The organism is Candidatus Chryseopegocella kryptomonas, from assembly GCF_001536065.1.
In the GTDB taxonomy this organism is placed as follows: Bacteria; Bacteroidota; Ignavibacteria; order Kryptoniales; family Kryptoniaceae; genus Kryptonium; species Kryptonium kryptomonas.
In genome coordinates, this window is sequence record NZ_CZVW01000004.1 from 1 (window position 1) to 21,730 (window position 21,730).

Annotated in this window: 19 protein-coding genes; 9 read left to right on the plus strand and 10 right to left on the minus strand. The window is 37.1% G+C overall.

Features of this window, described 5'->3' with window-relative positions; genetic code table 11:
* The 7 genes from AWW83_RS02140 to AWW83_RS02170 form a co-directional block, all read right to left on the minus strand.
* On the minus strand, positions 1 to 431 hold a 431-nt coding region (locus tag AWW83_RS02140; RefSeq protein WP_159421078.1), incomplete at its 3' end, for an AAA family ATPase.
* 16 nt (positions 432 to 447) lie between these two features.
* A complete protein-coding gene (locus tag AWW83_RS02145; RefSeq protein WP_092347756.1) occupies positions 448 to 3,045 on the minus strand; it encodes a glycoside hydrolase family 2 TIM barrel-domain containing protein in 2,598 nt (865 codons plus the stop codon).
* A complete protein-coding gene (locus AWW83_RS02150) occupies positions 3,032 to 3,787 on the minus strand; it encodes a hypothetical protein (protein WP_092347759.1) in 756 nt (251 codons plus the stop codon). The genes AWW83_RS02145 and AWW83_RS02150 overlap by 14 nt, the downstream gene beginning before the upstream one ends.
* 19 nt (positions 3,788 to 3,806) lie before the next feature.
* The gene (locus AWW83_RS02155; protein ID WP_092347762.1) at positions 3,807 to 4,721 is read right to left on the minus strand and encodes a PfkB family carbohydrate kinase; all 915 of its coding nucleotides are present in this window, start codon (positions 4,719 to 4,721) and stop codon (positions 3,807 to 3,809) included.
* Positions 4,722 to 4,734: 13 nt separating this feature from the next.
* On the minus strand, positions 4,735 to 5,493 hold the full coding sequence (locus tag AWW83_RS02160; RefSeq protein WP_092347765.1) for a slipin family protein: 759 nt from the start codon (positions 5,491 to 5,493) through the stop codon (positions 4,735 to 4,737).
* A 21-nt stretch (positions 5,494 to 5,514) separates the two neighbouring features.
* The gene (locus AWW83_RS02165; protein ID WP_092347768.1) at positions 5,515 to 6,810 is read right to left on the minus strand and encodes an NfeD family protein; all 1,296 of its coding nucleotides are present in this window, start codon (positions 6,808 to 6,810) and stop codon (positions 5,515 to 5,517) included.
* Between the two features lie 72 nt (positions 6,811 to 6,882).
* A complete protein-coding gene (locus AWW83_RS02170) occupies positions 6,883 to 9,438 on the minus strand; it encodes an Ig-like domain-containing protein (protein WP_092347771.1) in 2,556 nt (851 codons plus the stop codon).
* A 150-nt stretch (positions 9,439 to 9,588) separates the two neighbouring features.
* On the opposite strand from AWW83_RS02170, the gene rtcA reads away from it, so the two are divergent.
* The 9 genes from rtcA (at position 9,589) to ilvN (ending at position 18,137) form a co-directional block, all read left to right on the plus strand.
* Positions 9,589 to 10,656 carry an RNA 3'-terminal phosphate cyclase gene (gene rtcA / locus AWW83_RS02175; protein WP_092347773.1) on the plus strand — a complete coding sequence of 356 codons (1,068 nt, stop codon included), beginning with the start codon at positions 9,589 to 9,591 and terminating at the stop codon, positions 10,654 to 10,656.
* Positions 10,653 to 11,864 (plus strand): dihydropteroate synthase, encoded by a 1,212-nt coding sequence (gene folP / locus AWW83_RS02180; RefSeq protein ID WP_092347776.1) that lies wholly within the window; start codon positions 10,653 to 10,655, stop codon positions 11,862 to 11,864. The genes rtcA and folP overlap by 4 nt, the downstream gene beginning before the upstream one ends.
* A complete protein-coding gene (cdaA, locus tag AWW83_RS02185; protein ID WP_092347779.1) occupies positions 11,864 to 12,679 on the plus strand; it encodes a diadenylate cyclase CdaA in 816 nt (271 codons plus the stop codon). The genes folP and cdaA overlap by 1 nt, the downstream gene beginning before the upstream one ends.
* The gene (locus AWW83_RS02190) at positions 12,672 to 13,352 is read left to right on the plus strand and encodes a glycosyltransferase family 2 protein (protein WP_159421079.1); all 681 of its coding nucleotides are present in this window, start codon (positions 12,672 to 12,674) and stop codon (positions 13,350 to 13,352) included. The genes cdaA and AWW83_RS02190 overlap by 8 nt, the downstream gene beginning before the upstream one ends.
* Positions 13,353 to 13,354: 2 nt before the next feature.
* Positions 13,355 to 14,026 carry a protein-L-isoaspartate(D-aspartate) O-methyltransferase gene (locus tag AWW83_RS02195; protein WP_320409420.1) on the plus strand — a complete coding sequence of 224 codons (672 nt, stop codon included), beginning with the start codon at positions 13,355 to 13,357 and terminating at the stop codon, positions 14,024 to 14,026.
* Positions 14,027 to 14,035: 9 nt separating this feature from the next.
* A complete protein-coding gene (gene miaA / locus AWW83_RS02200) occupies positions 14,036 to 14,971 on the plus strand; it encodes a tRNA (adenosine(37)-N6)-dimethylallyltransferase MiaA (protein ID WP_092347785.1) in 936 nt (311 codons plus the stop codon).
* A gap of 65 nt (positions 14,972 to 15,036) precedes the next feature.
* Positions 15,037 to 15,795, plus strand: coding sequence for an SDR family NAD(P)-dependent oxidoreductase (locus AWW83_RS02205; protein WP_200753985.1), 759 nt, complete (start codon positions 15,037 to 15,039; stop codon positions 15,793 to 15,795).
* 23 nt (positions 15,796 to 15,818) lie between these two features.
* Positions 15,819 to 17,558, plus strand: a complete 1,740-nt coding sequence (gene ilvB / locus AWW83_RS02210) for a biosynthetic-type acetolactate synthase large subunit (RefSeq protein WP_092347788.1) — start codon at positions 15,819 to 15,821, stop codon at positions 17,556 to 17,558.
* A gap of 18 nt (positions 17,559 to 17,576) precedes the next feature.
* On the plus strand, positions 17,577 to 18,137 hold the full coding sequence (ilvN, locus tag AWW83_RS02215; RefSeq protein ID WP_092347791.1) for an acetolactate synthase small subunit: 561 nt from the start codon (positions 17,577 to 17,579) through the stop codon (positions 18,135 to 18,137).
* Here ilvN and AWW83_RS02220 read toward each other — a convergent pair.
* Genes AWW83_RS02220 through AWW83_RS02230 form a run of 3 tightly spaced genes read right to left on the minus strand, consistent with a single transcriptional unit; the run spans position 18,134 to position 21,654 of the window.
* Complete coding sequence (locus AWW83_RS02220; RefSeq protein WP_234697226.1) at positions 18,134 to 19,006, minus strand: UbiA-like polyprenyltransferase; 873 nt, start codon at positions 19,004 to 19,006, stop codon at positions 18,134 to 18,136. The two genes, ilvN and AWW83_RS02220, sit on opposite strands and share 4 nt — an antisense overlap.
* Positions 18,981 to 20,405, minus strand: a complete 1,425-nt coding sequence (locus AWW83_RS02225; RefSeq protein WP_234697227.1) for a sigma-54-dependent transcriptional regulator — start codon at positions 20,403 to 20,405, stop codon at positions 18,981 to 18,983. The genes AWW83_RS02220 and AWW83_RS02225 overlap by 26 nt, the downstream gene beginning before the upstream one ends.
* The gene (locus tag AWW83_RS02230) at positions 20,377 to 21,654 is read right to left on the minus strand and encodes a two-component system sensor histidine kinase NtrB (RefSeq protein WP_092347801.1); all 1,278 of its coding nucleotides are present in this window, start codon (positions 21,652 to 21,654) and stop codon (positions 20,377 to 20,379) included. Before AWW83_RS02230 ends, AWW83_RS02225 begins: the two co-directional genes overlap by 29 nt.
* Between the last annotated feature and the right edge of the window lie 76 nt (positions 21,655 to 21,730).

Sequence of the window (21,730 nt, forward strand, 5' to 3'; positions counted from 1 at the left end):
TTTAACTCAATAACCGAATAAGCATTTGCGCCCATACCTGTGTCAGCAAAAAGATCAATTATATCCTTTAATCTGCACGGGACTTTGTTCAAGAAATACTCGCTCTCACCTGATCTAAAAACTCGCCTTGTTATCGTCACCTCTGAATACTCCATCGGCAAAATTCCTTTCGTATTCTCAATTGTAATTGATACCTCCGCCATCCCAAGCGGTTTTCTGTCCTTCGTTCCGTTAAATATGACATCTTCCATTTTATCACTTCTTAAAACGCTTGCCCTTTGCTCCCCGAGAACCCATCTTATTGCGTCAACTATGTTTGTTTTTCCACATCCATTTGGACCAACGATTGCAGTTATCCCGCCGTTAAATTTAAGTTCAACCTTGTGAGCAAATGATTTAAAGCCAAATATCTCAAGCCGTGATAGATACATTTACTCCTGCCAAATTTTATTTTACACTGTTTAAAATGTTTACCAAAAATTTCAAATATGCAAATGACGAAAACTCATAATCATAAAAAAGCAAAACCAGCGCTGAAAAAACGAAAATTAAAATTAAAACCACAAGTGTAACTCTTGTCTGCTTTACCTCATAAATTATTGAAATTCCTTTTATCAATCTGACAAAGGAAATCAAAAGTATAACAAAACCAATTCCCAAAATCACTGCACCAGATTCAAAGCCAGTTATCACTCTGTATAAAATCATATCAATCGGAATCAAAAATATAACAGGTAAAAATGACCAAACGACAATTGAATACGAATGCGTTAGAAAAACACGCACTTTAACAAAACTTGAAAAAAACTGAACAAGCAAGGTTAAAATTAAAACAAAAGCAAATGAAAACAAAGAACAATAAAACGAAGACGAAACAGGACTCCATATGATTGAAATTAACTTAACTTTAAGCCAGTCAACAAAAATTAAATGCGTGAGAATGTAATCCAGAAATTCATTCTCTTTGAGACGATTTAAAATTCCAGCGCTGAAAACTCCAAGAGTTGCAGATATTATCAAAGCGATGATTGTCGTCTGACCGATTGAAATGAGATATTGATCTCTGACATCAGCAAAGAAATTGTAAGGTCTGAAAATTGCACGATTTAAGTTTTCCCTGAACCAGCGATATGAATAGTAAATGTAAGACAAAAACAAGAGAAGAATTATCCCAGCGATTGTGTAAACGGCGGGGATATTTTCCGAATAATCACCAATTGCAAGTTGCGGAACTTTTCCATCCGTATAAAGCGCCTTCAAAACTTCATACGCAGGTCTTTTCTCCCTATCGTAAGACATAACTCCCATAGTGTAAAGATAAGGGTCTGGGTTGGGAAGCGTTAGAATTGGTCTTTCGCCACGCCAATCAGCAAAAATCCAAACAAATGAACCATCAAAATCGCTCTCCTGAATCAATCTGTATCTTTCAAGTATATACTTTGCTTGACTCTCATAAGAAAGTGGATCGGAATATCCGTTCCTATTTCCAATTTGAACCGCTTTTCCATATTCGGTTATTATGACAGGTTTATCCGCATATTTTTTCTTCCAATAAGAGATGTAATCAACAAACTTTTGAACATCATCCACATAAACATTAACACAGGCAAGGTCAACGAGATCAACACATAAATCATTTTTTATCATTCTTGATGCGTAATAAACAGGTCTATCATCAATTGATTTAACAAATTTTGCAAGTTCTCCGACATATTTTCTTGCATTTTCATCCGCAGAATCAAACTCATTTCCAATTCCCCAAGCAAGCACAGAAGGATGATTTTTATCTCTGTTTATCATTTCTGAAACATAATCTTTCGCAAGCGAAACAAATCTTGCAGATGTCAATATATCAACAGGGACATTCCAAACAGGAATTTCTTCCAAAACAAAAAGTCCATATCTATCACACAAATTTAAAACATACGGATGTGCAGGGTAATGCCCAAGGCGAACCGCATTAGCACCCATATTTTTTATCAAAACAATGTCTTTTTCCATTTCTTCATAACTTAACGCACTCCCAAATTTAGGATGATCTTCATGCCTTGAAATTCCTTTCAAAACTAATCTTGTCCCATTCAAATAAATGTCACCGTTAGAAATTTTCAAATCTCTAAACCCAGTGACAATGACATATTCATCAACAATTTTTCCTGAATTCATCACAATAATTTTTAAAATGTAAAGCGAAGGTGAATCAGGACTCCAGAGTTTAGGATTAAAGATTGTGAATGGGATTTTAAATTTCAAACTCCTTGAATTATCAAGCAAGACCTTAACTGGTTGCGTTTCGGTTATAAAAACTTCTTTATCTTTCTCAATGATTTGAAGTTTCAAGTCAAAAGTTTTATCGGCAAAAATTTTTGATATTTCATCCGAAGCGATGTAACCTTCAACTTCACCGTTCAAAAGGGCGTAATTTGTCCCGAATGAATAATTGACTTTCGCATCGTCAATCCAAACTTTTGGCGTCGCAAGTATGTAAATGTCTCTGTAAATTCCACCGTAATTTCTCCACGCCCAAACCTGCGGTCGCAATGGTATAGTAGATTTTGAATTAAGTTCATTGCTCACACGAATTTCAAGCACATTTTCTCCTATGTTCAACATCCTCTCGGGGATTCTAACAACAAAAGAAGTATAACCTCCGATATGTTTTGAGAGAAATTGACCATTGATAAAAATTTGACACTCGTAATTTATACCGTAAGCGACGAGAAAAAGCGCTCTATCATGCACAACGGAATCTTGAAGTTCAAAACTTTTTCTGAATATAACCTTTCCATTAAAATCATAAGCGGACGGTATCAAAATCTCCGACCATTTTTTTTCTCCTTCAACTTTTACAAGCCATTTGCCAGAAAGATCAACTTTTAACCTCGTATTCGTATCTTGAAACATTCCAGCATCAATTCCGATCAAAGTCGGTTGACCGTTGATGAAAAATTTTCTTTCTTCACCTTGAAGTGCGTTTAAGTTAAAGATTGAAAAAGACAGAAGTAAAACGAGTAGAAAAATTTTTCTCACCTTATCTTTCAGCATTTGTTGTGATTTGCTTTTCTATCAACATAAGTTCATAAACTTTGCTATGCCACCGAGAAACTTGATCATATGTTAAGAATTTAATCCTGCTATTTATCGGCTTAAAGGCACTTGCCTCAATTCTTGACTTAAATTCTTTATATCTCTCTTTTGGCGATACAATATAAAATCTGGCGTTAAAATCTTGCAATTCTAGAAATTTCAGAAGTGAATTTTTAAAATCGGAGGTATGATCAATTTCAAATGCACTTGATGGGAATCCTCTTTCGTTGAACCAGATGACATCTATTGTTTTCACCCGCCGAATAATTTTATGATATGTAAAGTTTAGGATTTCTTTTAAACTTGCGAATTCACCAAGAGTTCTGCCGTTGAATTTCTTATTTTTATCTTGTGGCGGAATATATGTTTTAAAACCTTTAATTTCTCCAATCTGAACAAGCAAGCCTTGATAAAACGAATGGATTGAGTCCTCTTTCGGAGTTTCTTTTCCTTCAAGAAGCGCGAGAATTTCATATGGCAAATTATCTTTGTATGAAATTAAAGCCCACAAACCAGGTTTTACCCGAAAGAAAAAACGCTTATCCTGGACTATCCTTCTAATCGTTGCAAATGGTGTTTTAGTTTTCCATTTGATTTTGGATTCTTCCAAGAACTTAAGAACATTCTCATAAAGATAGCCAAGCGTAGCGTAACCACCATTTTTTTCCATAACTTTTATTACGACCTCATACTGTTTCAACGCAGTGTAAACTTAATTTTCAATCAACCTCAAATTTTGTTAATTCTTTAAATGCGAAAAATCGGTTTTGGATTTCGTTCCAGGACAAATTTTTTATTCTGTTAATTCCAAAATCTTCAACGCAAAATGAAGCGATAGCGCTTCCATATATTACTGCACGTCTTAAATTTTTCTCGGAGAAATCTTTCGTTTTAGCAAGCCATCCTGCGAAACCACCGGCAAATGTATCGCCTGCACCCGTTGGATCCTGAATCGCCTCAATTGGATAAGCCGGCGCTGAAAAAATTATACTATCAATCATAAGAACCGCGCCATGCTCACCCTTTTTGATGATGACAATCTCTGGACCAAGATTTAAAATTTTCTTTCCCGCTTTTATCAAGTTCGGCTCACGTGCAATTTGTCTTGCCTCCGCATCGTTTACGATTAAAACATTTACACGCTTCAATGTCTCCAAAAGTTCATCGTATTTCCTCTCAATCCAGAAATTCATCGTGTCTGCGATTACAAGCTTTGGGTTATAAACCTGATCAAGAACTCTCATTTGAAGAACAGGGTCAATGTTCCCAAGACATACAATCTCACTTGATTTAAACTCATCAGGTATCACAGGGTTAAAATCAGCAAAAACATTTAACTGCGTGTAAATTGTCTCGCGAGTGTTCATATCGTAGTGATATTTCCCAGCCCATCTAAATGTTTTTCCGTTTGGGATAATTTGAAGACCTTTTAGATTAACACCTCTGCTTTGAAGCTCGCTTATGACATCCTCAGGGAAATCATCTCCAACAACACCGACAAGACCGATTGATCTTGTGAAATAACTTGCAGAAATAGAAATGTAAAGAGCCGAACCACCGGGTGTTTCATCAACACGCGAAAATGGTGTCTCAATTGTATCAAGTGCTATTGAACCAACGACAAGTAGTTCCAAAACTTACGCCTCCTTATTTTTTCTTATCTCCTGTTTCAATGAATGGTCTTATAAGCTCAATCGGGATCGGGAATATTGTCGTTGAATTTCTCTCCGATGCAACTTCTGAAAGCGTCTGCAAAAATCTTAACTGTATCGCTGTTGGATACTGACCGATGATCTGAGCTGCTTCAGCGAGTCGTTGAGCAGCTTGATATTCTCCTTCTGCATTGATAACTTTTGCTCTTCTTTCTCTTTCCGCTTCCGCCTGCCTTGCCATCGCCCTTTGCATTTCAACTGGAAGATCAACATGCTTTATCTCAACCATTGAAACTTTAATTCCCCACGGATCTGTGTGGGCATCAATAATCTGCTGTAAATTTTGGTTTATCTTTTCTCTTTCGGCAAGAATTTCATCAAGTTCGCTTTGACCAAGAACACTTCTCAATGTCGTCTGTGAAAGTTGTGAAGTCGCATAGAGATAATCTTCAACCTCAACTATTGCTTTTTCAGGGTCAACAACTCTAAAATAAACGACGGCATTAACTTTAATTGAGACATTATCCCTTGTTATCACATCCTGCGGTGGGACATCAAGCACAACTGTTCTTAAACTTACCTTTACCATTCTATCAACTATCGGAATCAAAAATATAAGTCCCGGACCTTTTGCTCCAATTAATCTTCCAAGTCGGAACACAACTCCCCTTTCATATTCACGCAAAACTCTTATAGCACTTGAAAGTATGATAACTAAAAAAACGATTATTACAGTTAAAAGTGAAATCGTCATGGCTTGACCTCCATTTTTGGTTTATGTCTTCTTGTTAAGTTTTTCAACTTTTAAAGTTAAACCCTCAATTCCTCTGACAACTATCTCTTCATTTTGATTGATTTCATCTTGGCTCATTGCTTTCCAGATTTCGCCGTGAACTCTGACCTGACCTGTAGCCCATCCATTTGAAGCTGGTTTAAATTGCGTAAGTGCGATCCCGGTTTCACCAATTAATCCTTCTTTCCCAGTCGTTGGCTTTCTTCTCTGAGCTTTTAAAGCCATACCGATTGCAAAAAGGAAAAATAGAACAGTTAAAGCAACCGCTGTTATTATAACTGTTAATGATATTTGCATAAGTTCAAACGGTGAATTTATTAACATTATTGAACCAAGCAAAAGTGAAATTGCACCGCCTATTGTGAGCAAACCGTGGCTTACGATTTTAATTTCAAGAAGCAAAAGAATTATACCAAGAATTATCAAAGCAAGTCCCGCGTAATTTATCGGCAGTGCTTGAAGAGAATAAAAAGCAAGTATCAAGCAAATTGCACCTATCACGCCAGGGAAAATTGAACCCGGATTGTAAAGTTCAAACAAAATTCCGTAAATCCCGAGCAAAAGCAAAATATACGCAATGTTTGGGTCGCTTATCAAAGCAAGGAGTTTCTCACGCCAGTTCATCTCAACAAATTTTATCCTTGCATCTTTCACATTTAAAACAACTTCCCTTGAATCAACCTTTACAACTTTGCCGTCAATTTTTTCAAGTAAATCTTTCAAATCCTTCGCTATAAGGTCAATTACGCTATCTTTTAATGCTTCCGTTTCAGTTGAAGATATACTTTCGCGAACCGCTTTTTCAGCCCATTTGACATTTCTATTCCTTTTTTCAGCGATTGTCCTGACGAAAGCAGCCGCATCATTGGTTATCTTTTGTTCCATAACTTTTGATGTATCACCAACACCTCCGATCCCGACGGGATGAGCAGCTCCGATATTTGTTCCCGGAGCCATTACCGCAATATGAGCCGAAAGGGTTATGAAGACGCCAGCTGAGCCTGCTCGTGCTCCTGATGGATAGACGAATACGATGACAGGAATTTCCGCACCGAGAATTGATTTGACAATGCTACGTGTTGATTCAAGTAATCCACCAGGTGTGTCAAGTTCTATGATAAGGCATTGAGCGCCTTCTTCGGTTGCCTTCTTGATTGAATTTGAAATATATTCCGCTGTTGCCGGATTTATTGCGCCTTCAACTTTTATCACATAAACAAAATTATCCGCAAAAACCCAACCTGTGAAAAAAATCAAAAATAAAATTAACTTTCTCATCATCGGGGGCTTATTTATTTTTCCTTCAAATCAATTTTACGAAAAAAGTTGCATTGTTGCAAGAAAACAAAATCATTTGATCAAAATCATTTTCCTCGTCTGTGAAAATTTGCCCGCAATCAATCTATAAAAATAAACCCCCGAAGGAAGGTCATCGGCTTCAAATTTTATCCTGTGAACCCCAGATTCAAATTCACCATCAACAATTGTGCTTATTTCTCGTCCAAGAATATCATAAACATAAATCTTAACATAACTTTTCACCGCCAAACTAAACTCAATAATTGTTGATGAATTGAATGGATTCGGATAATTTTGAGAAAGTGAAAAATCAAGCGGAATTTCACTTGAATAAACAGATGTAATTTTCCCACCAACCTGTAAATCGTCAAAATACAATTCACCTTCTTTATCTGCGCCCGAAACTTGTCTTACAACTATGCTGTGAAATTGTTTGCTTGTCCCAGGAATTGACGAAATTGGTAAAGATATAAATCTCCACCCATACCAATTTATGTTTCCAAGATCAACAATGTAATTGCTTGGATTGTAGAACCACAATTCAAGTTTATTTCCACTTAAATCGCCATAAATCCACAAGCCAAGGTCTCCATACGAATCCGCTATCCCAGGCTTTGATGCGTTATAAACTCTCACAACACCGCCAGCATTACCCGTGAATTTATAAGTTAATTTCCCTGAATTTGAACCGCTTATTTTTTTCTCACTTGTTATCACGAAATTTGTCATCGTCGTATCAACCCCGATGGTGCTTCCGCTTTGAGATGGTTTCCACCACGATCCGATCGTTTCAAAAGAATCAATCAAAGTTCCTTGATAGAAAAATCCGGGTTCGGTTTTAAAGGTGAAAACATAATCTTCCGCCGTTGCATTTCCAAATAAATCTTTAAGCCCAGCCAAAAATTTAACTTTATAAGTTTTATCACGCATTAAAACACTTGCTGGTTTAAATGTCACGATGCTTTTATCATCTTTTATGATATGTCTTCCGCTCGTGATTGAAACAATTTGATCGTTTTCATCAAACAATCTCACACGGCTTGATAAACTTGCACTTTCAATCGGTTCATTAAAAACGAACTTCATCTCAGCATAAATGCTCACACCATCGCCTACGGGATAACCCTTTACAACAGCAGGCGGAGTCACATCCGGCGCTGTCGTTGTAAACTCAATGATATACGGATCACCCGGAACCCCATCACCATCTCCATCAATCTTCAAACCGAAAACACTTTTTGCCCCCGTGTCAATTTTGATAGTGTATGTTGTTGAAAATTCCCAAAACTTGTTCGGCTTAATTTCAAGCGTTTTTTGATCCGAACTCCAAATCAATGTCACCGTATCTCTTGGATTTATCACAAGATTTGACTCAACAGATAACTTATCCATAGGTATTGAAAAGTTGATGACAACTGATTTATAAGCAAGGAAATTGCGTGTCCCAGATTCTGGTATAACAGAAACAACTTTCGGAGCAACTTGATCAGCCCGAATCAAATTTAAATAATAACTCCAGTTCCAACCCGGTCCAGGATCAGTATGATTGTTGCAGGATGTTGGATAAGTTGAAGCAGGATCATAAGTTGCAAAGTCCCACTCCCGACGAACAACAGGCCATTGTGGCTGTTGCCAGAAATTGTGTCCTATGATATGATTGCTGTCAACTGGAATGCTCCATCTGTTAACCATATTTCTCACAAGTTTAGCCGATTCAAGATACATAATAGGAGTAAACCAAACCTGTGGATTCTCAATGTATCCTTCGTGTTCAATTCCAAGCGTAAAATTGTTCCAACATCTTGCATGCCAAGCTTTATCTTTTTCTCGCACAAGTTGAACGATATAACCATCTGAACTGCGAATTACATAATGAGCACTTGCTTGTGAAGATGGATTTTTAAGCCACGAAACAGAACCTGCAAAACTTCCTTGTGTTACATGGATTACAATTCTTGTCGTATAAGGTCTGTTTGCTGTGTAATTTGGGCTTGGATCCCAAACCGCAGGCGGATAATCATCTGAATTTATTTCATCTGGATTTACAATTTTTAAACCCGCCTTTTCAAATAAATTTTTCGGAAAAATTGATAAATCAACATCCATCTTCTCAATTTTTATCCCGAAACCATCAAAACCCGTTGAAAGAGCTTTATAAACATCATAAGCAAAAATCTGCGCTATCTCCGGCTGTGGGATTCCGCTGAACTTTGCAACGGCATCTTTATAATCTTCAATTCTTGACACTCCTTTTTTCAAACCTTTTTCAGATGAAAATTTTGCAAGTAGAGATGCACCCGCCCTTATGTTTTGATAAACATCTTTTTTCACAACTTCAATCGGGAGATTAAGCAATTTAGCCCCTTCAACCAAACTATGCCCGAACCAGTCATCATCTCTCAAACCCATAATCCCGTAAACAGGTGGTCTTCCATCGCAAGGTGGAGCAAATTTCTCAGGCTCTATGTGAACCCATCTCGTATTCACAAATGCAATCGCTTCAAGAAGTTCAGATGGAACGCCAAATTCATCGCCAGCAAGTTTAAAATAATTTTTCAAATCCTGTGTTTTGATTAAGCCCGGCAGAAACATCAAGATTAAAATCATGATCACAAAGTTTATTTAAAATCTCAATTTAAAGATAAGAAATGCCAAAACATCACGCAACAAATTTTTGGGTAAATTCGCATAATTTTACAAAAACCATTTTTTTGTTTATCTTTAACTTGAAAAAGCAAAAATTTTTCACACCGAAAAATGGCGGAGTTAAAAATCAAAAATGAAACTGGCTTCGTCTTAATTGATGGGTCAATCGGAGAAGGAGGTGGGCAAGTTTTAAGGACATCGCTAACACTGTCCGTTTTACTTTTAAAACCATTTGAAATGATCAACATCCGAGCAAACAGACCAAATCCGGGAATACAAGCACAGCATTTGAAAGCAATTGAAGCGTCTGCTCTGATCTCAAATGCAATCGTTGAAGGTGCAACCTTAAAATCAAGCAGAATAAAATTTTCCCCAAAAGAGATAAAAGCGGGGAATTTTAAATTTGACATCGGGACAGCCGGCTCAACTTCGCTTGTTCTTCAAACTCTTTATCTGCCACTTTCATTTGCGGAAGCAACTTCCGTTCTCTCAATCACCGGTGGGACTCATGTTTCGTGGAGTCCAACTTTTGATTACATCAAAAATTGCTGGCTTTACTTTATGAGCAAAATTGGGCTTAACATAAAAGTTGAAATGAAAAGAGCCGGATTTTATCCGCACGGTGGTGGCGAAATTAAAGCAATTATAAACCCTGTAAACGAGATAAAAGCATTAAACCTCACCGAGCGTGGGAAACTTTTGAAAATTCAAATTTACTCCGCACACACAAACTTAACAGATGAAGTTGCAAAAAGACAGGCAAAAACCGCCGAAAAAATTTTGAAAAATTACGGCGAAATTGAAACAACAATTGATAACCTGCCATCATATTCAAAAAATACAACGATAGCAATAACTGGAATTTTTGAAAATTCCGTCTGCTGTTATACAAATCTTGGCGAAAAAGGGAAACGTGCGGAGGTTGTCGCCGAAGAAGCGTGCGAAAAATTTTTAAAATTCATCTCATCAGATTCAGCAATTGACGAATATATGGCTGATCAAATTTTGCTTCCGCTTTCAATCGCAAACGATGTCTCGGAATTTACGACATCAAAAATTACAAACCATCTCAAGACAAATATGGATACAATAAAAAAGTTTCTTGATGTTGATTTTGAAATTTCAGAATTGGGCGAAGCATTCAAAGTAAAAATAAAACCAGCAAAGATAGACATATGAAAGTAAGAACCTTGAAAATTTCAAGTAAGGAAGAAGCGTTTGAGGAAATTTCAAGATTTGGCGAGATTGAAAGCGAAATTTCATCTGAATTGAAGCCGGAAAAATTTTTAAATTTGAACTTCAAAATTGAAAATGTAAGCGATGAAGTTGCTCTCTTCATTTCAAGAGAGGTGGCAAAATTTTTCAAAGCGGATGTCTTCGTTTCAAAGTCAGATGAAAACGGAAAAAGAAATCTTTTGCTTTCAATCAAAGAAGAAAATCTCGGATATATTTTGAATGCTTTAAAAAATTTTTCCAGCGATGGGAGAGAACTTGCAGAGAAAATTGAACTTGCTAAAAATGGATTTTTCAACGATGAATTAGTTTATAAATTTGGCGGAAAAATTTTTGATTTTTCAAAAAGGACATATGTGATGGGAATTTTGAATGTCACGCCGGATTCGTTTTCAGATGGAGGAAAGTATTTCACACTTGATTCTGCGATTGAACACGCAATGAAGATGATTGAAGATGGTGCGGATATAATTGATGTTGGAGGTGAATCAACACGCCCCGGCTCTGAACCCGTCCCAATTGAGGAGGAATTAAGAAGAGTAATTCCCGTTATAAAAGAACTTGTCAAAAGAACCAATGTCCCAATTTCAATTGACACATATAAATCAGAAGTTGCAAGACAAGCGCTTGAAGAAGGCGTAGTGATTGTAAATGATATAAGCGGTTTAAAATTTGACAAAAAAATGGCAGATATTGTCGCAAGTTATAAAGCAAGCATCGTGCTTATGCATATAAAAGGAACTCCTAAAACGATGCAACAAAATCCACATTATGATGATGTGATCTCCGAAATTTATTCTTATCTTTACGAAAGTATTGAAATAGCGAAAAGCGTAGGAATTGAACAAATTATCGTTGATCCCGGAATTGGTTTCGGTAAGAGATTAATTGACAATCTTGAAATAATCAGACGACTTCGTGAGTTTAAATCGCTTGGGTATCCGGTTTTAATTGGAGTTTCAAGAAAATCTTTTATCGGAAATGTTTTAAATCTTCCGGTTGAAGAACGACTTGAAGGGACAGCCGGAGCGGTTGCTATCTCCGTATGGAATGGCGCAAATATAGTTAGAGTCCACGATGTTAAGGAAATGGCAAGGGTTGTTAAAATTGTGGATGCAATAAAGCAGGTTCAAATTAAACAAACTCAAATTTAATGGTTGAGATTTTAAAAATAGGTTTTCTTCGCCTTTCGCTTGTTGATTTGATTGACATTTTAATTGTGAGTTTGATAATTCGTCAACTTTACATTTGGATGCGTGGGACGATAGCAGCACAGATATTTCTGGGGCTTTTGTTTCTCGTGTTTTTATCATTTGTTTCGGAGATGTTGAATTTAAAAGTTTTAAATTGGATGTTAAAATTTGTGAGCGATGTTTGGGTTCTTGCCTTTATAATTTTATTTCAGCCAGAGTTAAGACGACTTCTTATGCTCGTCGGAAATAATCCACTGTTTCGGCTCGTCTTTAAACCAAATGTCACCGCAGTAATTGATGAAATAGTTGAAGCGGTTGCTGAAATGTCTCAGAAACAAATCGGGGCTTTAATTGTCATACCACGACAGACGGGGATAAGGTCAATAATTGAAACCGGAGTTCCAATTCAAGCGAAGGTGACGAAAGAACTTTTAATGACGATCTTTTTCCCAAGGTCTCCTCTTCACGATGGCGCAGTTGTAATTTCAGGCGATAGAGTTGAAGCAGCTGCTTGCACGCTTCCTTTGAGCGCACAATTAAAAATTGGAAATTTTCTTCTTGGGACAAGGCACAGAGCAGCTTTGGGGCTGAGCGAAATCTCCGATGCAATTGTCATCGTCGTAAGCGAAGAAACAGGGACAATTTCAATAGCTGAATCTGGAAAATTAACACGTGGATTATCACCGGAGGGATTGAGGAAAAAACTTCTTTCAGAACTTCAAGCGCAGGATAAATCTCCAAAAGAAATTTTTGAAGAGGTTTCTCAAAGTGAATAAATTTTGTGCCGTAATCCCAGCGTATAATGCAGAAAGAACAATTGGAAAATTAATCCAAAAAGTTTCGCAATTCATACCAGCAAATGATATAATTGTTGTTGATGATGGCTCAACAGACAAAACAGGAGATATTGCTTTAAATTCCGGAGCGAATGTTTTAAAACTTGATAAAAATTACGGCAAAGGCAAAGCTTTGAAAACTGGATTTGAATTTGCAAAGTTGAATAACTATACCGCAGTTCTCACGCTTGATGCAGACCTGCAACATAATCCAGATGAAATCCCGAAATTTTTTGAAAAGTTTAACGAAGGTTTTGACATCGTGATTGGAAACAGGATGAAGAATTTAAAACCAATGCCAATTGAGAGAATCTTTTCAAACAAGACGACCTCTTTTTTAATCTCGTTAAGAACAGGTCAAAAAATTCTTGACAGTCAGTGCGGATTCAGATTGATAAAAATTGAAGTGATTAAAAGCATTGATGTTAAAAGTGACAGGTTTGCATTTGAGAGCGAATTTTTGATAAAGGCTCTTCTGCATGGATTCAAAGTTGGATTTGTTGACATTGAGACGATCTACAACGGTGAGAGAAGTTATATAAAACATTTCAAAGACACATTCAATTTTGTGTCAATTTATGTTCAAAGTTTTTTCTGGAAAAACAAACTTTAAAAGTGAATTTGGGAAGATTTGAGGAAGAAAGAAAGGCGATGGTTGAACTTTTGAGAAGGCGTGGGATAAAAGACGAAAACGTCCTGCGTGCAATGGAAAAAGTTCCAAGACATCTTTTCGTCCCCGAAGCATTTATTCACTATGCTTATGATGATTCTGCGCTCCCGATTGGTTGCTCTCAAACAATTTCACAGCCATACACCGTTGCCTATATGACGGAAGCTCTTGAAGTAAAGCCAGGAGATAAAATTCTTGAAGTTGGAACTGGTTCAGGTTATCAAGCAGCGATACTTGCGGAAATGGGCGCTCAAGTTTTTACAATTGAAAGATATGAAGAACTTTTAAAGACAGCGCTTGAGACACTTTCAAAACTTGGATATAAAGTCATCGGCACAGTTGGAGATGGCTCAATTGGCTGGAGCGAATTCGCACCTTATGATGGGATAATTGTCACAGCAGCTGCGCCTAAACTTCCAAAATCACTCGTAAAACAACTCAAAGTCGGAGGGCGTCTCGTCATACCGATTGGAGACCTTGATGTTCAAGAACTTTACATCGTGAAAAAAATTGACGAGAATAAACTTAGCATAAAGAAAAAGTTTGGCTTTAAATTTGTCCCGCTCATTGGGAAAGAGGGATGGAGTGAAAATACATCAAGAAACAATGGCAAATGAAATTAAACTATGGAAAGAAAAGCACTTGCGATAGTTGGACCAACTGCATCGGGGAAGACGAAACTATCCTTGATAGTTGCTGAAAAGATAAATGGAGAAATTATCTCCGCCGATTCACGGCAAATTTACAGATATATGGACATAGGAACTGCCAAACCCACACTTGAAGAACGCCAAAAGGTAAAACATTACTTCATTGATGAACTTGACCCGAATGAAGAATTTAACGCTGGTATATTTGGTGAAAAAGGTAGAGAAATAATTGAAGATATTTTTTCAAGAGGAAAAATTCCGATAATCGTTGGTGGTTCAGGACTTTATGTTAAGTCGTTGATTGATGGATTTTTTGAAGGACCGGGTGCGGACTGGGAATTAAGAGAGATGCTTTACCGAAAAGCAAGCCAACTTGGGAAAGAAGCAATTTATGAGGAGTTGAAGAAGGTTGATCCAGTGTCAGCGGAGAAAATACACCCGAACAATTTAAAAAGAATAATAAGAGCGTTGGAAGTTTATTACATCACGGGCAAACCAATCTCGCAGATGCAAAAGGAAATAAAACCCGAGATAAATTTCAAAACAATTCAAATCGGTCTAAACTGGGACAGAAAAAAACTTTACAAACGAATTGAGGAAAGGGTTGATAAAATGATAAAGGATGGTTTAATTGAAGAAGTGAAAAAATTGAGAGAACTTGGATTTGACAAAAATTTAAATTCACTTCAAACCGTCGGATATAAAGAGGTCTTTGACTATCTTGACGGCTTGATTTCATACGAGCAAATGATTTACCTAATAAAGCGAAATTCAAGAAGATACGCAAAAAGGCAATTGACCTGGTTCAGACAGGATAAGCGAATAATCTGGCTTGATGTTGATGAAAGCACCGACTTTGAGAAGCTTGCTGATAAAGTGATTGAAATTTTCAATACTCATATACCATCCTGACAAATACGGGGAATTTAACTTGACAATTGTTGAGTGATTTTTTATCTTAAAATCAAAAAGGGACTATGATAAATCTTCAAGGTCGTGTTGCTCTCATTACAGGTGGTTCAAGAGGAATTGGCAGAGCAACAGCAATTTTATTTGCAAAAGCAAATGCGGATGTCGCAATCACATATCATGTTAATGAAAACGCAGCAAAATCCACGCTTGAAGAAATTCAAAGGCTTGGCAGAAAAGCCATAGCGGTAAAAGGAAATGTTGGCAAATCCGAAGATGTGAAGAGAATGGTGAAAGAAGTTATGGATTATTTTGGAAGAATTGATGTCCTTGTAAATAACGCCGGTATCTGGACATATGGAGCAATTGGAGAGATGCCAGAGGAGGTTTGGGATGAGACAATGGATGTAAATTTAAAAAGCGTTTATCTTTTTACAAACGAAGTTGTCCCGATAATGAAAAAACAAGGTTGGGGAAGGATAATAAACATTTCATCAACCGCTGGACAGCGTGGAGAAGCATTTCATTCTCATTATGCAGCTTCAAAGGGAGCGATAATTGCTTTTACAAAATCGCTTGCGGTTGAACTTGCGAAATACAATATACTTGTAAATTGCGTCGCCCCCGGCTGGGTCAATACAGATATGTGCGCAGAAGTTTTCAAAGATCCAAATTTCGTTGAACAGGTCAAAAGCACAATACCGCTTGGCAGAATTCCTGGTCCAGAAGAAATAGCAGGACCTGTTCTCTTTCTTGCATCTGAACTTGCAAACTGGATAACTGGAGCAACGATTAGCGTAAATGGTGGCTCTGTTCTCTGTGGATAATCAAAAATTAATTTCATAAAAAAATGGAAAAATCCACAAAGGTTAATCCTAACAAAGAATTTTACGGAAAAAATTTAACAGGGATTGAAATTTTCATCCGTTCGCTAATTGAAGAAAATGTTGAAGTTGTCTTTGGTTGCCCCGGAAATGCAGTTTTAGGGATATTTGACGCTTTAATTGACATTGCAGGTAGCGATTCATCCGAAGCAAAGATAAAAATCGTCTTTGCAAGACATGAATCTGGAGCGGTTTTATCAGCGAGCGGATACGCAAGGGCAAGTGGAAAACCCGGCGTTGTGATCGCTTCATCTGGTCCAAGCGCATCAAATCTCGTCACAGGAATTGCAGATGCAAACATGGATTCAGTTCCTCTCGTAATCTTCACAGCACAAGTTCCGACGAAATTAATTGGGAATGAAACATTTCAAGAAGTTGACATCGTCGGTATAACAAGACCTATAACAAAGCATAATTTTCTCGTCACAAAAATAAGCGAACTTACGACAACTATAAAATCAGCCTTTTATATTGCGAAAACAGGAAGACCTGGACCCGTTCTCGTTGACTTACCAAGAGACATATTGTCCGAAAAATTTACATTTGAATATCCAGAAAAAGTAAATCTCCGCGGTTATAATCCTGTTTATTCCGCTCATTCAGGTCAAATAAAACGTGCTGCTGAAATAATTAACAATTCATCAAAACCTGTTATAATCGCCGGCGGTGGTGTCATAGCAAGCAATGCATTTGCTGAATTAAGAGAATTTGCAAGGAAGATAAATTCACCCGTGACGACGACATTGATGGCGCAGGGAGTTTATCCAGAAGATGATCCTCTTTCTCTGGGAATGCTTGGGATGCACGGAACTTGGTATGCTAATTTTGCGGTGAATGAATCTGATTGCGTCATCGCAATTGGTTCACGACTTGATGATAGAGTTACGGGTGATGTGAATAAATTTGCTCCGAATGCAAAGAAAATTCACATTGATATTGATCCTGCTTCAATCAGCAAAAACATCAAAGTTGATGTCCCCATCGTCGGCGATGTAAAAGATGCGCTTAAAAAATTAATCCCACTTGTAAAAAATTTGAATACGGAAGAATGGCTCAAACAAATCAAAAAGTGGAAAGAAGAACATCCATTAAAGTATGAAAACGGAAGAGAAATTCGTGTTCAATATGTGATTGAAAAACTCCGTGAATTAACTGGCGGAAATGCGGTCATCGTTACGGATGTAGGACAATTTCAAATGTGGACGGCACAATTTTTTAAATTCCTTTACCCCAGAACTCATATAACAAGTGGTGGTTTAGGGACGATGGGATTTTCTCTTCCCGCTTCAATCGGAGTCGCAATGGCTGTAAAAGATAGACCCGTTATATCTCTAAATGGAAACAGAGGATTTCAAATGAACATACAGGAACTTGCAACAATTTCAGCATACAATCTTCCAGTGAAAATTTTAATCTTCAACGATGGTCACATTGATATAACAAGACAATGGCAAGAACTTCGCTGGAGAAAATTTTTCAATGAGATTTTAATTGACAAATCTTGTCCTGATTTCATCAAAATTGCCGATGCTTATGGAATTCAAAGTTTTAGAGTTGAATTGACCTCAGATGTTGAATCAACATTGAAAAAAGCGCTTGCTTTGAGAGATAAACCTGTTTTAATTGAGTTCAAGACCATTTATGAAGAAAATGTATTCCCGCACATTCCAATAGGTGGCTCGGTGAAAGATATGATTGAACATTAAAAAAATTTTGGAGGGAAGATGAAACATACAATTTCAATACTTGTTGAAAATAAATTCGGAGTTCTGACGAGGATCGCTGGACTTTTTAGCGCAAAAGGTTATAACATTGAAAGCATATCCGTTGGACCAACGGAAGACCCAAGCATATCAAGAATGACGATTGTAACAAATGGAGACGATGATCAGATTGAGCAAATAATAAAGCAACTTAACAAGTTAATTGACATTTTAAAAGTCGTTGACTTAACAAACGAACCGTTCGTTGAAAGAGAACTTGCTTTGATAAAGGTTAAGGTTAATCCCTACACAAGAAGCGATGTAATTGAAATTTCAGACATTTTCAGAGCAAAAGTTGTTGATATAGGGCCGACGACTTTGACTGTTGAAGTCACGGGCAAAAGCGACAAAATAACAGCGATGATAAACATGCTCGCACCTTATGGAATCGTTGAACTTGCAAGGACTGGCGTTGTGGCATTAAAAAGAGAATTCAAAGGTGAAGTTTACGAGTCCAAAGAGATCAAAATGATAAAAAAGAAAGCCAGACAAAAACCCGAGAACGAAACAAACAAGGATTAAAACATAACTTCAAGCGAGACGAAGACAAAATATCCCGTGCTCACCAAACTGTTTATATTGTTGAAGGCAAAATTAACTTTTGAGAGATCATTCGCTGAAACGATCTTGTGCTGGTAAATCAAAAGAACGCCTATCAAGATCAATCCAATCGTGTAAATTGTCCCAAGATTTAGGATATATTTTAAAGCGACGAAAGACAGAAATGTTAAGAGATGAATTGTAGATGAAATTTTTAAAGCTTTTTCAATCCCGAATTTTTGAGGTATTGAATAAAGACCATGTTTTAGGTCAAACTCATAATCCTGACACGCATAGATTATATCTGAAGCGGAAATCCAAGTCAAAACTGCAAACCCGAGAACAATTGGAGCTAAATCAAATCTTCCTGCTATTGCAAGCCATGCCCCGACAGGAGCAAGCCCGAGAGAAACCCCAAGAAAAAGATGTGAAAACCATGTAAATCTTTTGGTAAATGAATAAAAGAAAACCACAGCAAGTGCCACAGGCGAAAGATAAAAGCAAAGTTTGTTAAGTTTATACGATGCGTAAACGAAAAGAGCAGAGAAAAAAATTATAAAAACAATGGCTTCAAATGTCGTTATCTTTCCAGATGGAAGTTCCCTGTTCTTTGTTCTTGGGTTTAACGCATCAAATTTTTTATCAACAACTCTATTAAACCCCATTGCTGAACTTCGTGCCCCAACCATTGCAACAAGAATCCAAAACAATTTTTCGGCTGTAACTCTGTAATGAAGTGAAGCAAAGACAACGCTTGAAAGTGCAAATGGAAGAGCAAAAAGAGTGTGAGAAAATTTTATCATCCTACCGTAAGTTATCAGCTTATCAATCAGCGCCTTCGGATTCATCATCTTCAACCGTGTTTTCAGGTTCTTCAAGTTTATATTCTTCTATTTTCCTGTAAAGCGTTCTTCTGTCAATCCCGAGAATTTTTGCTGCGTTTGATTTGTGCCATCCGGTTTCTCTTAAAACTTTCAAAATATATCTTTTTTCAAGCTCTTCAAGCGTTATCTTTTCACCAAGTGTAAGCTCTTCAACGATGTTTTCAGCTTTGCAAACTCTTATATGAGGTGGCAAATCATCAACTTTGATTTCATCACTTGTTGATAAAACCACAAGTCGTTCAATTAAATTTTCAAGTTCTCTCACATTCCCAGGCCAAGAATACTTCATCAAACAGGCAAGCGCCTCACGAGATATTTTTATATTCGGTCTTCCCGCTTCTTCGCCATATTTCTTCAAAAAATACTCAACAAGAAGCGGTATATCCTCAACCCTTTCCCTTAACTCTGGAAGATAAATCGGTATGACATTCAAACGATAAAACAAATCCTCGCGAAATGTTCCTTCTTTAACTGCTTTTTCAAGGTCTTTATGCGTAGCTGCTATAACACGAACATCAACTTTTTTAGGTTTATCGCTTCCAACCGCTCTTATCTCTTTATCTTCAAGAACTCTTAAAAGTTTTGCTTGCATCGCCAAAGACATATCACCAACTTCATCAAGAAATATCGTCCCACCGTTTGCTTCTTCAAAAAGTCCTTTTCTTGAGCTTACAGCTCCCGTGAATGCTCCTTTTTCGTGACCGAAAAGTTCTGATTCAAGCAAACTTTCGGGAATTGCGCTACAATTTACAGCAACGAAAGGTTTATCTCTGCGCGGGCTGTTGTAATGAATTGCTTTTGCAACAAGCTCTTTACCTGTCCCGCTCTTCCCATAAATTATTACATTGCTATTTGTGTTCGCAACTTGCTTTATCAGTTGAAAAACTTTTTGCATCTGCGGACTTTTTCCGATGATATTTCCAAAAGAGTATTTCTGTTGAACTTCTCTTAGTAAAAATTCAAGCTCTTTTTTAAGTGAAATTCTTTCCGCTGCTCGTTCAATTATCAAAATGAATTCCTCCATATTAAACGGCTTTATGATGTAATCATATGCTCCGAGCTTCATTGATTCAACTGCTGAACTAACGGTTGCAAACGCAGTGATCATAATTACGATTGTGTCAGGTGCAGTTGATTTCACCTGCTTTAAAATCTCAAGCCCATTTATTTCAGGCATATTTATATCCGTCACAACTATATCAAAACCATCGCTGGAAAATTTTTCAAGTGCTTCCTTCGGTCTTGGCGATGTCTCAACAATGTATCCTCGCTTTGTTAAAACCTTCTTCAAAAGCTCAAGCATTTTGACATCATCATCAACAACTAAAATTTTGATGCTATGTGCTCCCAGGTTCTCCTCCATCATCTTGCTCATCCTCCTTTGTTGTGTATGTTGGGAATTTAACAGTGAAAACTGTTCCCTTTCCAGGCGTGCTTTCAACCTCTATTTTACCACGATGCTCATCCGTAATTCTTTTGCTCACAGCAAGCCCAAGCCCTGTTCCTTTTCCAGCTTCTTTCGTCGTAAAAAACGGCTCAAAAATTTTATCAAGATGTTCAGGCAAAATTCCAACACCGTTGTCTTTGAATTTTATATTCACATATCCATCCCTCGCAAATGTCTCAATCTCTATCAACCCGTTTTCATTTATCGCTTGAATTGCATTCACAATTATGTTCAAAAAAACTTGATGAATCTGCGAACAATCAGCCCAGATATAAGGAAGATCGTCGCTAAATTTTAAATTCAACTTTATATTTGATTTCTCAAATTGATGTCTCAAAAGCTCAACAACATGAGCAATCTCCTTATTAACATCAACCTTCTTGTAATTTGGTTTTCTCGGTCTGGCAAATTCAAGAAGCTGTTTTATAAGATTTGCTATTCTCTCCGCCTGCGAAATTATCGTCTCAAGCTCCTCCTTGTAAGGATTATCTTCACCCATCTCCATCATAATGTACTCAGCATTCCCAGAGATCACATTTAACGGCGTCCCAATCTCATGAGCAATTCCAGCTGCAATCTGACCTATCAAAGCAAGTTTGTCAGAATGTTGAATTTGCTTTTCAAGCTCTTTAACTTTCGTCACATCCTTAACAATTGCAATGCTCCCAAGAATTTCGCCACTTTCATCTTTTATCAAACTTCGCGATAGATTAACAATTATTCTCCTTCCGTCCTTTGTGATTCTTTCCGTCTCATAATTCTCAATATATCCACGTCTCAATGTCTCCTCAAACAACCACTCAAGTTCTCCCTTCTCTCTTAACTCTTGCGGTATGATTGGGTCAACTGTCTTACCAAGCATTTCCTCCGCCGTATAACCAAAAATCCTTTCAGCGCCCTTGTTCCAGAAAAAAATTTTATAATCGTTGTCAAGAGCTATGACTGCATCGGAATAATTTTGAATTATTGAATGCAAAACTCTCTCGTGAACCGAGCGACCTTTCTTGGCAAGTTCAATTACCTTGTGAATGTATTTTATCAAAATTTCGTGGATCTTTTCAATATCTTCACGCTTGATTGAAGAAAAATTTGAAGATAGTTCCTCTCTCAAAGATTTATCTATTTCCTCCAGAAACTCCTCAATTTGGCTAAGAATTCGCTGTTCCATAGTTCAACAAAGTTTAAATTTTTCGTTTTAAAGTTACGAACAACTGCTTTAAAAATCAATTTTTAAAAGCAAAACA

Bases quoted from the DNA above. Each gene is read 5' to 3' on its own strand.
- AWW83_RS02170 (WP_092347771.1), bottom strand. From the start codon at position 9,438: ATGATTTTAATCTTGATGTTTCTGCCGGGCTTAATCAAAACACAGGAT.
- cdaA (WP_092347779.1), top strand. From the start codon at position 11,864: ATGGTTGAGATTTTAAAAATAGGTTTTCTTCGCCTTTCGCTTGTTGAT.
- AWW83_RS02165 (WP_092347768.1), bottom strand. From the start codon at position 6,810: ATGAGAAAGTTAATTTTATTTTTGATTTTTTTCACAGGTTGGGTTTTT.
- AWW83_RS02220 (WP_234697226.1), bottom strand. From the start codon at position 19,006: ATGATGAATCCGAAGGCGCTGATTGATAAGCTGATAACTTACGGTAGG.
- ilvB (WP_092347788.1), top strand. From the start codon at position 15,819: ATGGAAAAATCCACAAAGGTTAATCCTAACAAAGAATTTTACGGAAAA.
- miaA (WP_092347785.1), top strand. From the start codon at position 14,036: ATGGAAAGAAAAGCACTTGCGATAGTTGGACCAACTGCATCGGGGAAG.
- folP (WP_092347776.1), top strand. From the start codon at position 10,653: ATGAAAGTAAGAACCTTGAAAATTTCAAGTAAGGAAGAAGCGTTTGAG.
- AWW83_RS02160 (WP_092347765.1), bottom strand. From the start codon at position 5,493: ATGACGATTTCACTTTTAACTGTAATAATCGTTTTTTTAGTTATCATA.
- AWW83_RS02230 (WP_092347801.1), bottom strand. From the start codon at position 21,654: ATGGAACAGCGAATTCTTAGCCAAATTGAGGAGTTTCTGGAGGAAATA.
- AWW83_RS02225 (WP_234697227.1), bottom strand. From the start codon at position 20,405: ATGATGGAGGAGAACCTGGGAGCACATAGCATCAAAATTTTAGTTGTT.
- AWW83_RS02205 (WP_200753985.1), top strand. From the start codon at position 15,037: ATGATAAATCTTCAAGGTCGTGTTGCTCTCATTACAGGTGGTTCAAGA.
- AWW83_RS02145 (WP_092347756.1), bottom strand. From the start codon at position 3,045: ATGCTGAAAGATAAGGTGAGAAAAATTTTTCTACTCGTTTTACTTCTG.
- rtcA (WP_092347773.1), top strand. From the start codon at position 9,589: ATGGCGGAGTTAAAAATCAAAAATGAAACTGGCTTCGTCTTAATTGAT.
- ilvN (WP_092347791.1), top strand. From the start codon at position 17,577: ATGAAACATACAATTTCAATACTTGTTGAAAATAAATTCGGAGTTCTG.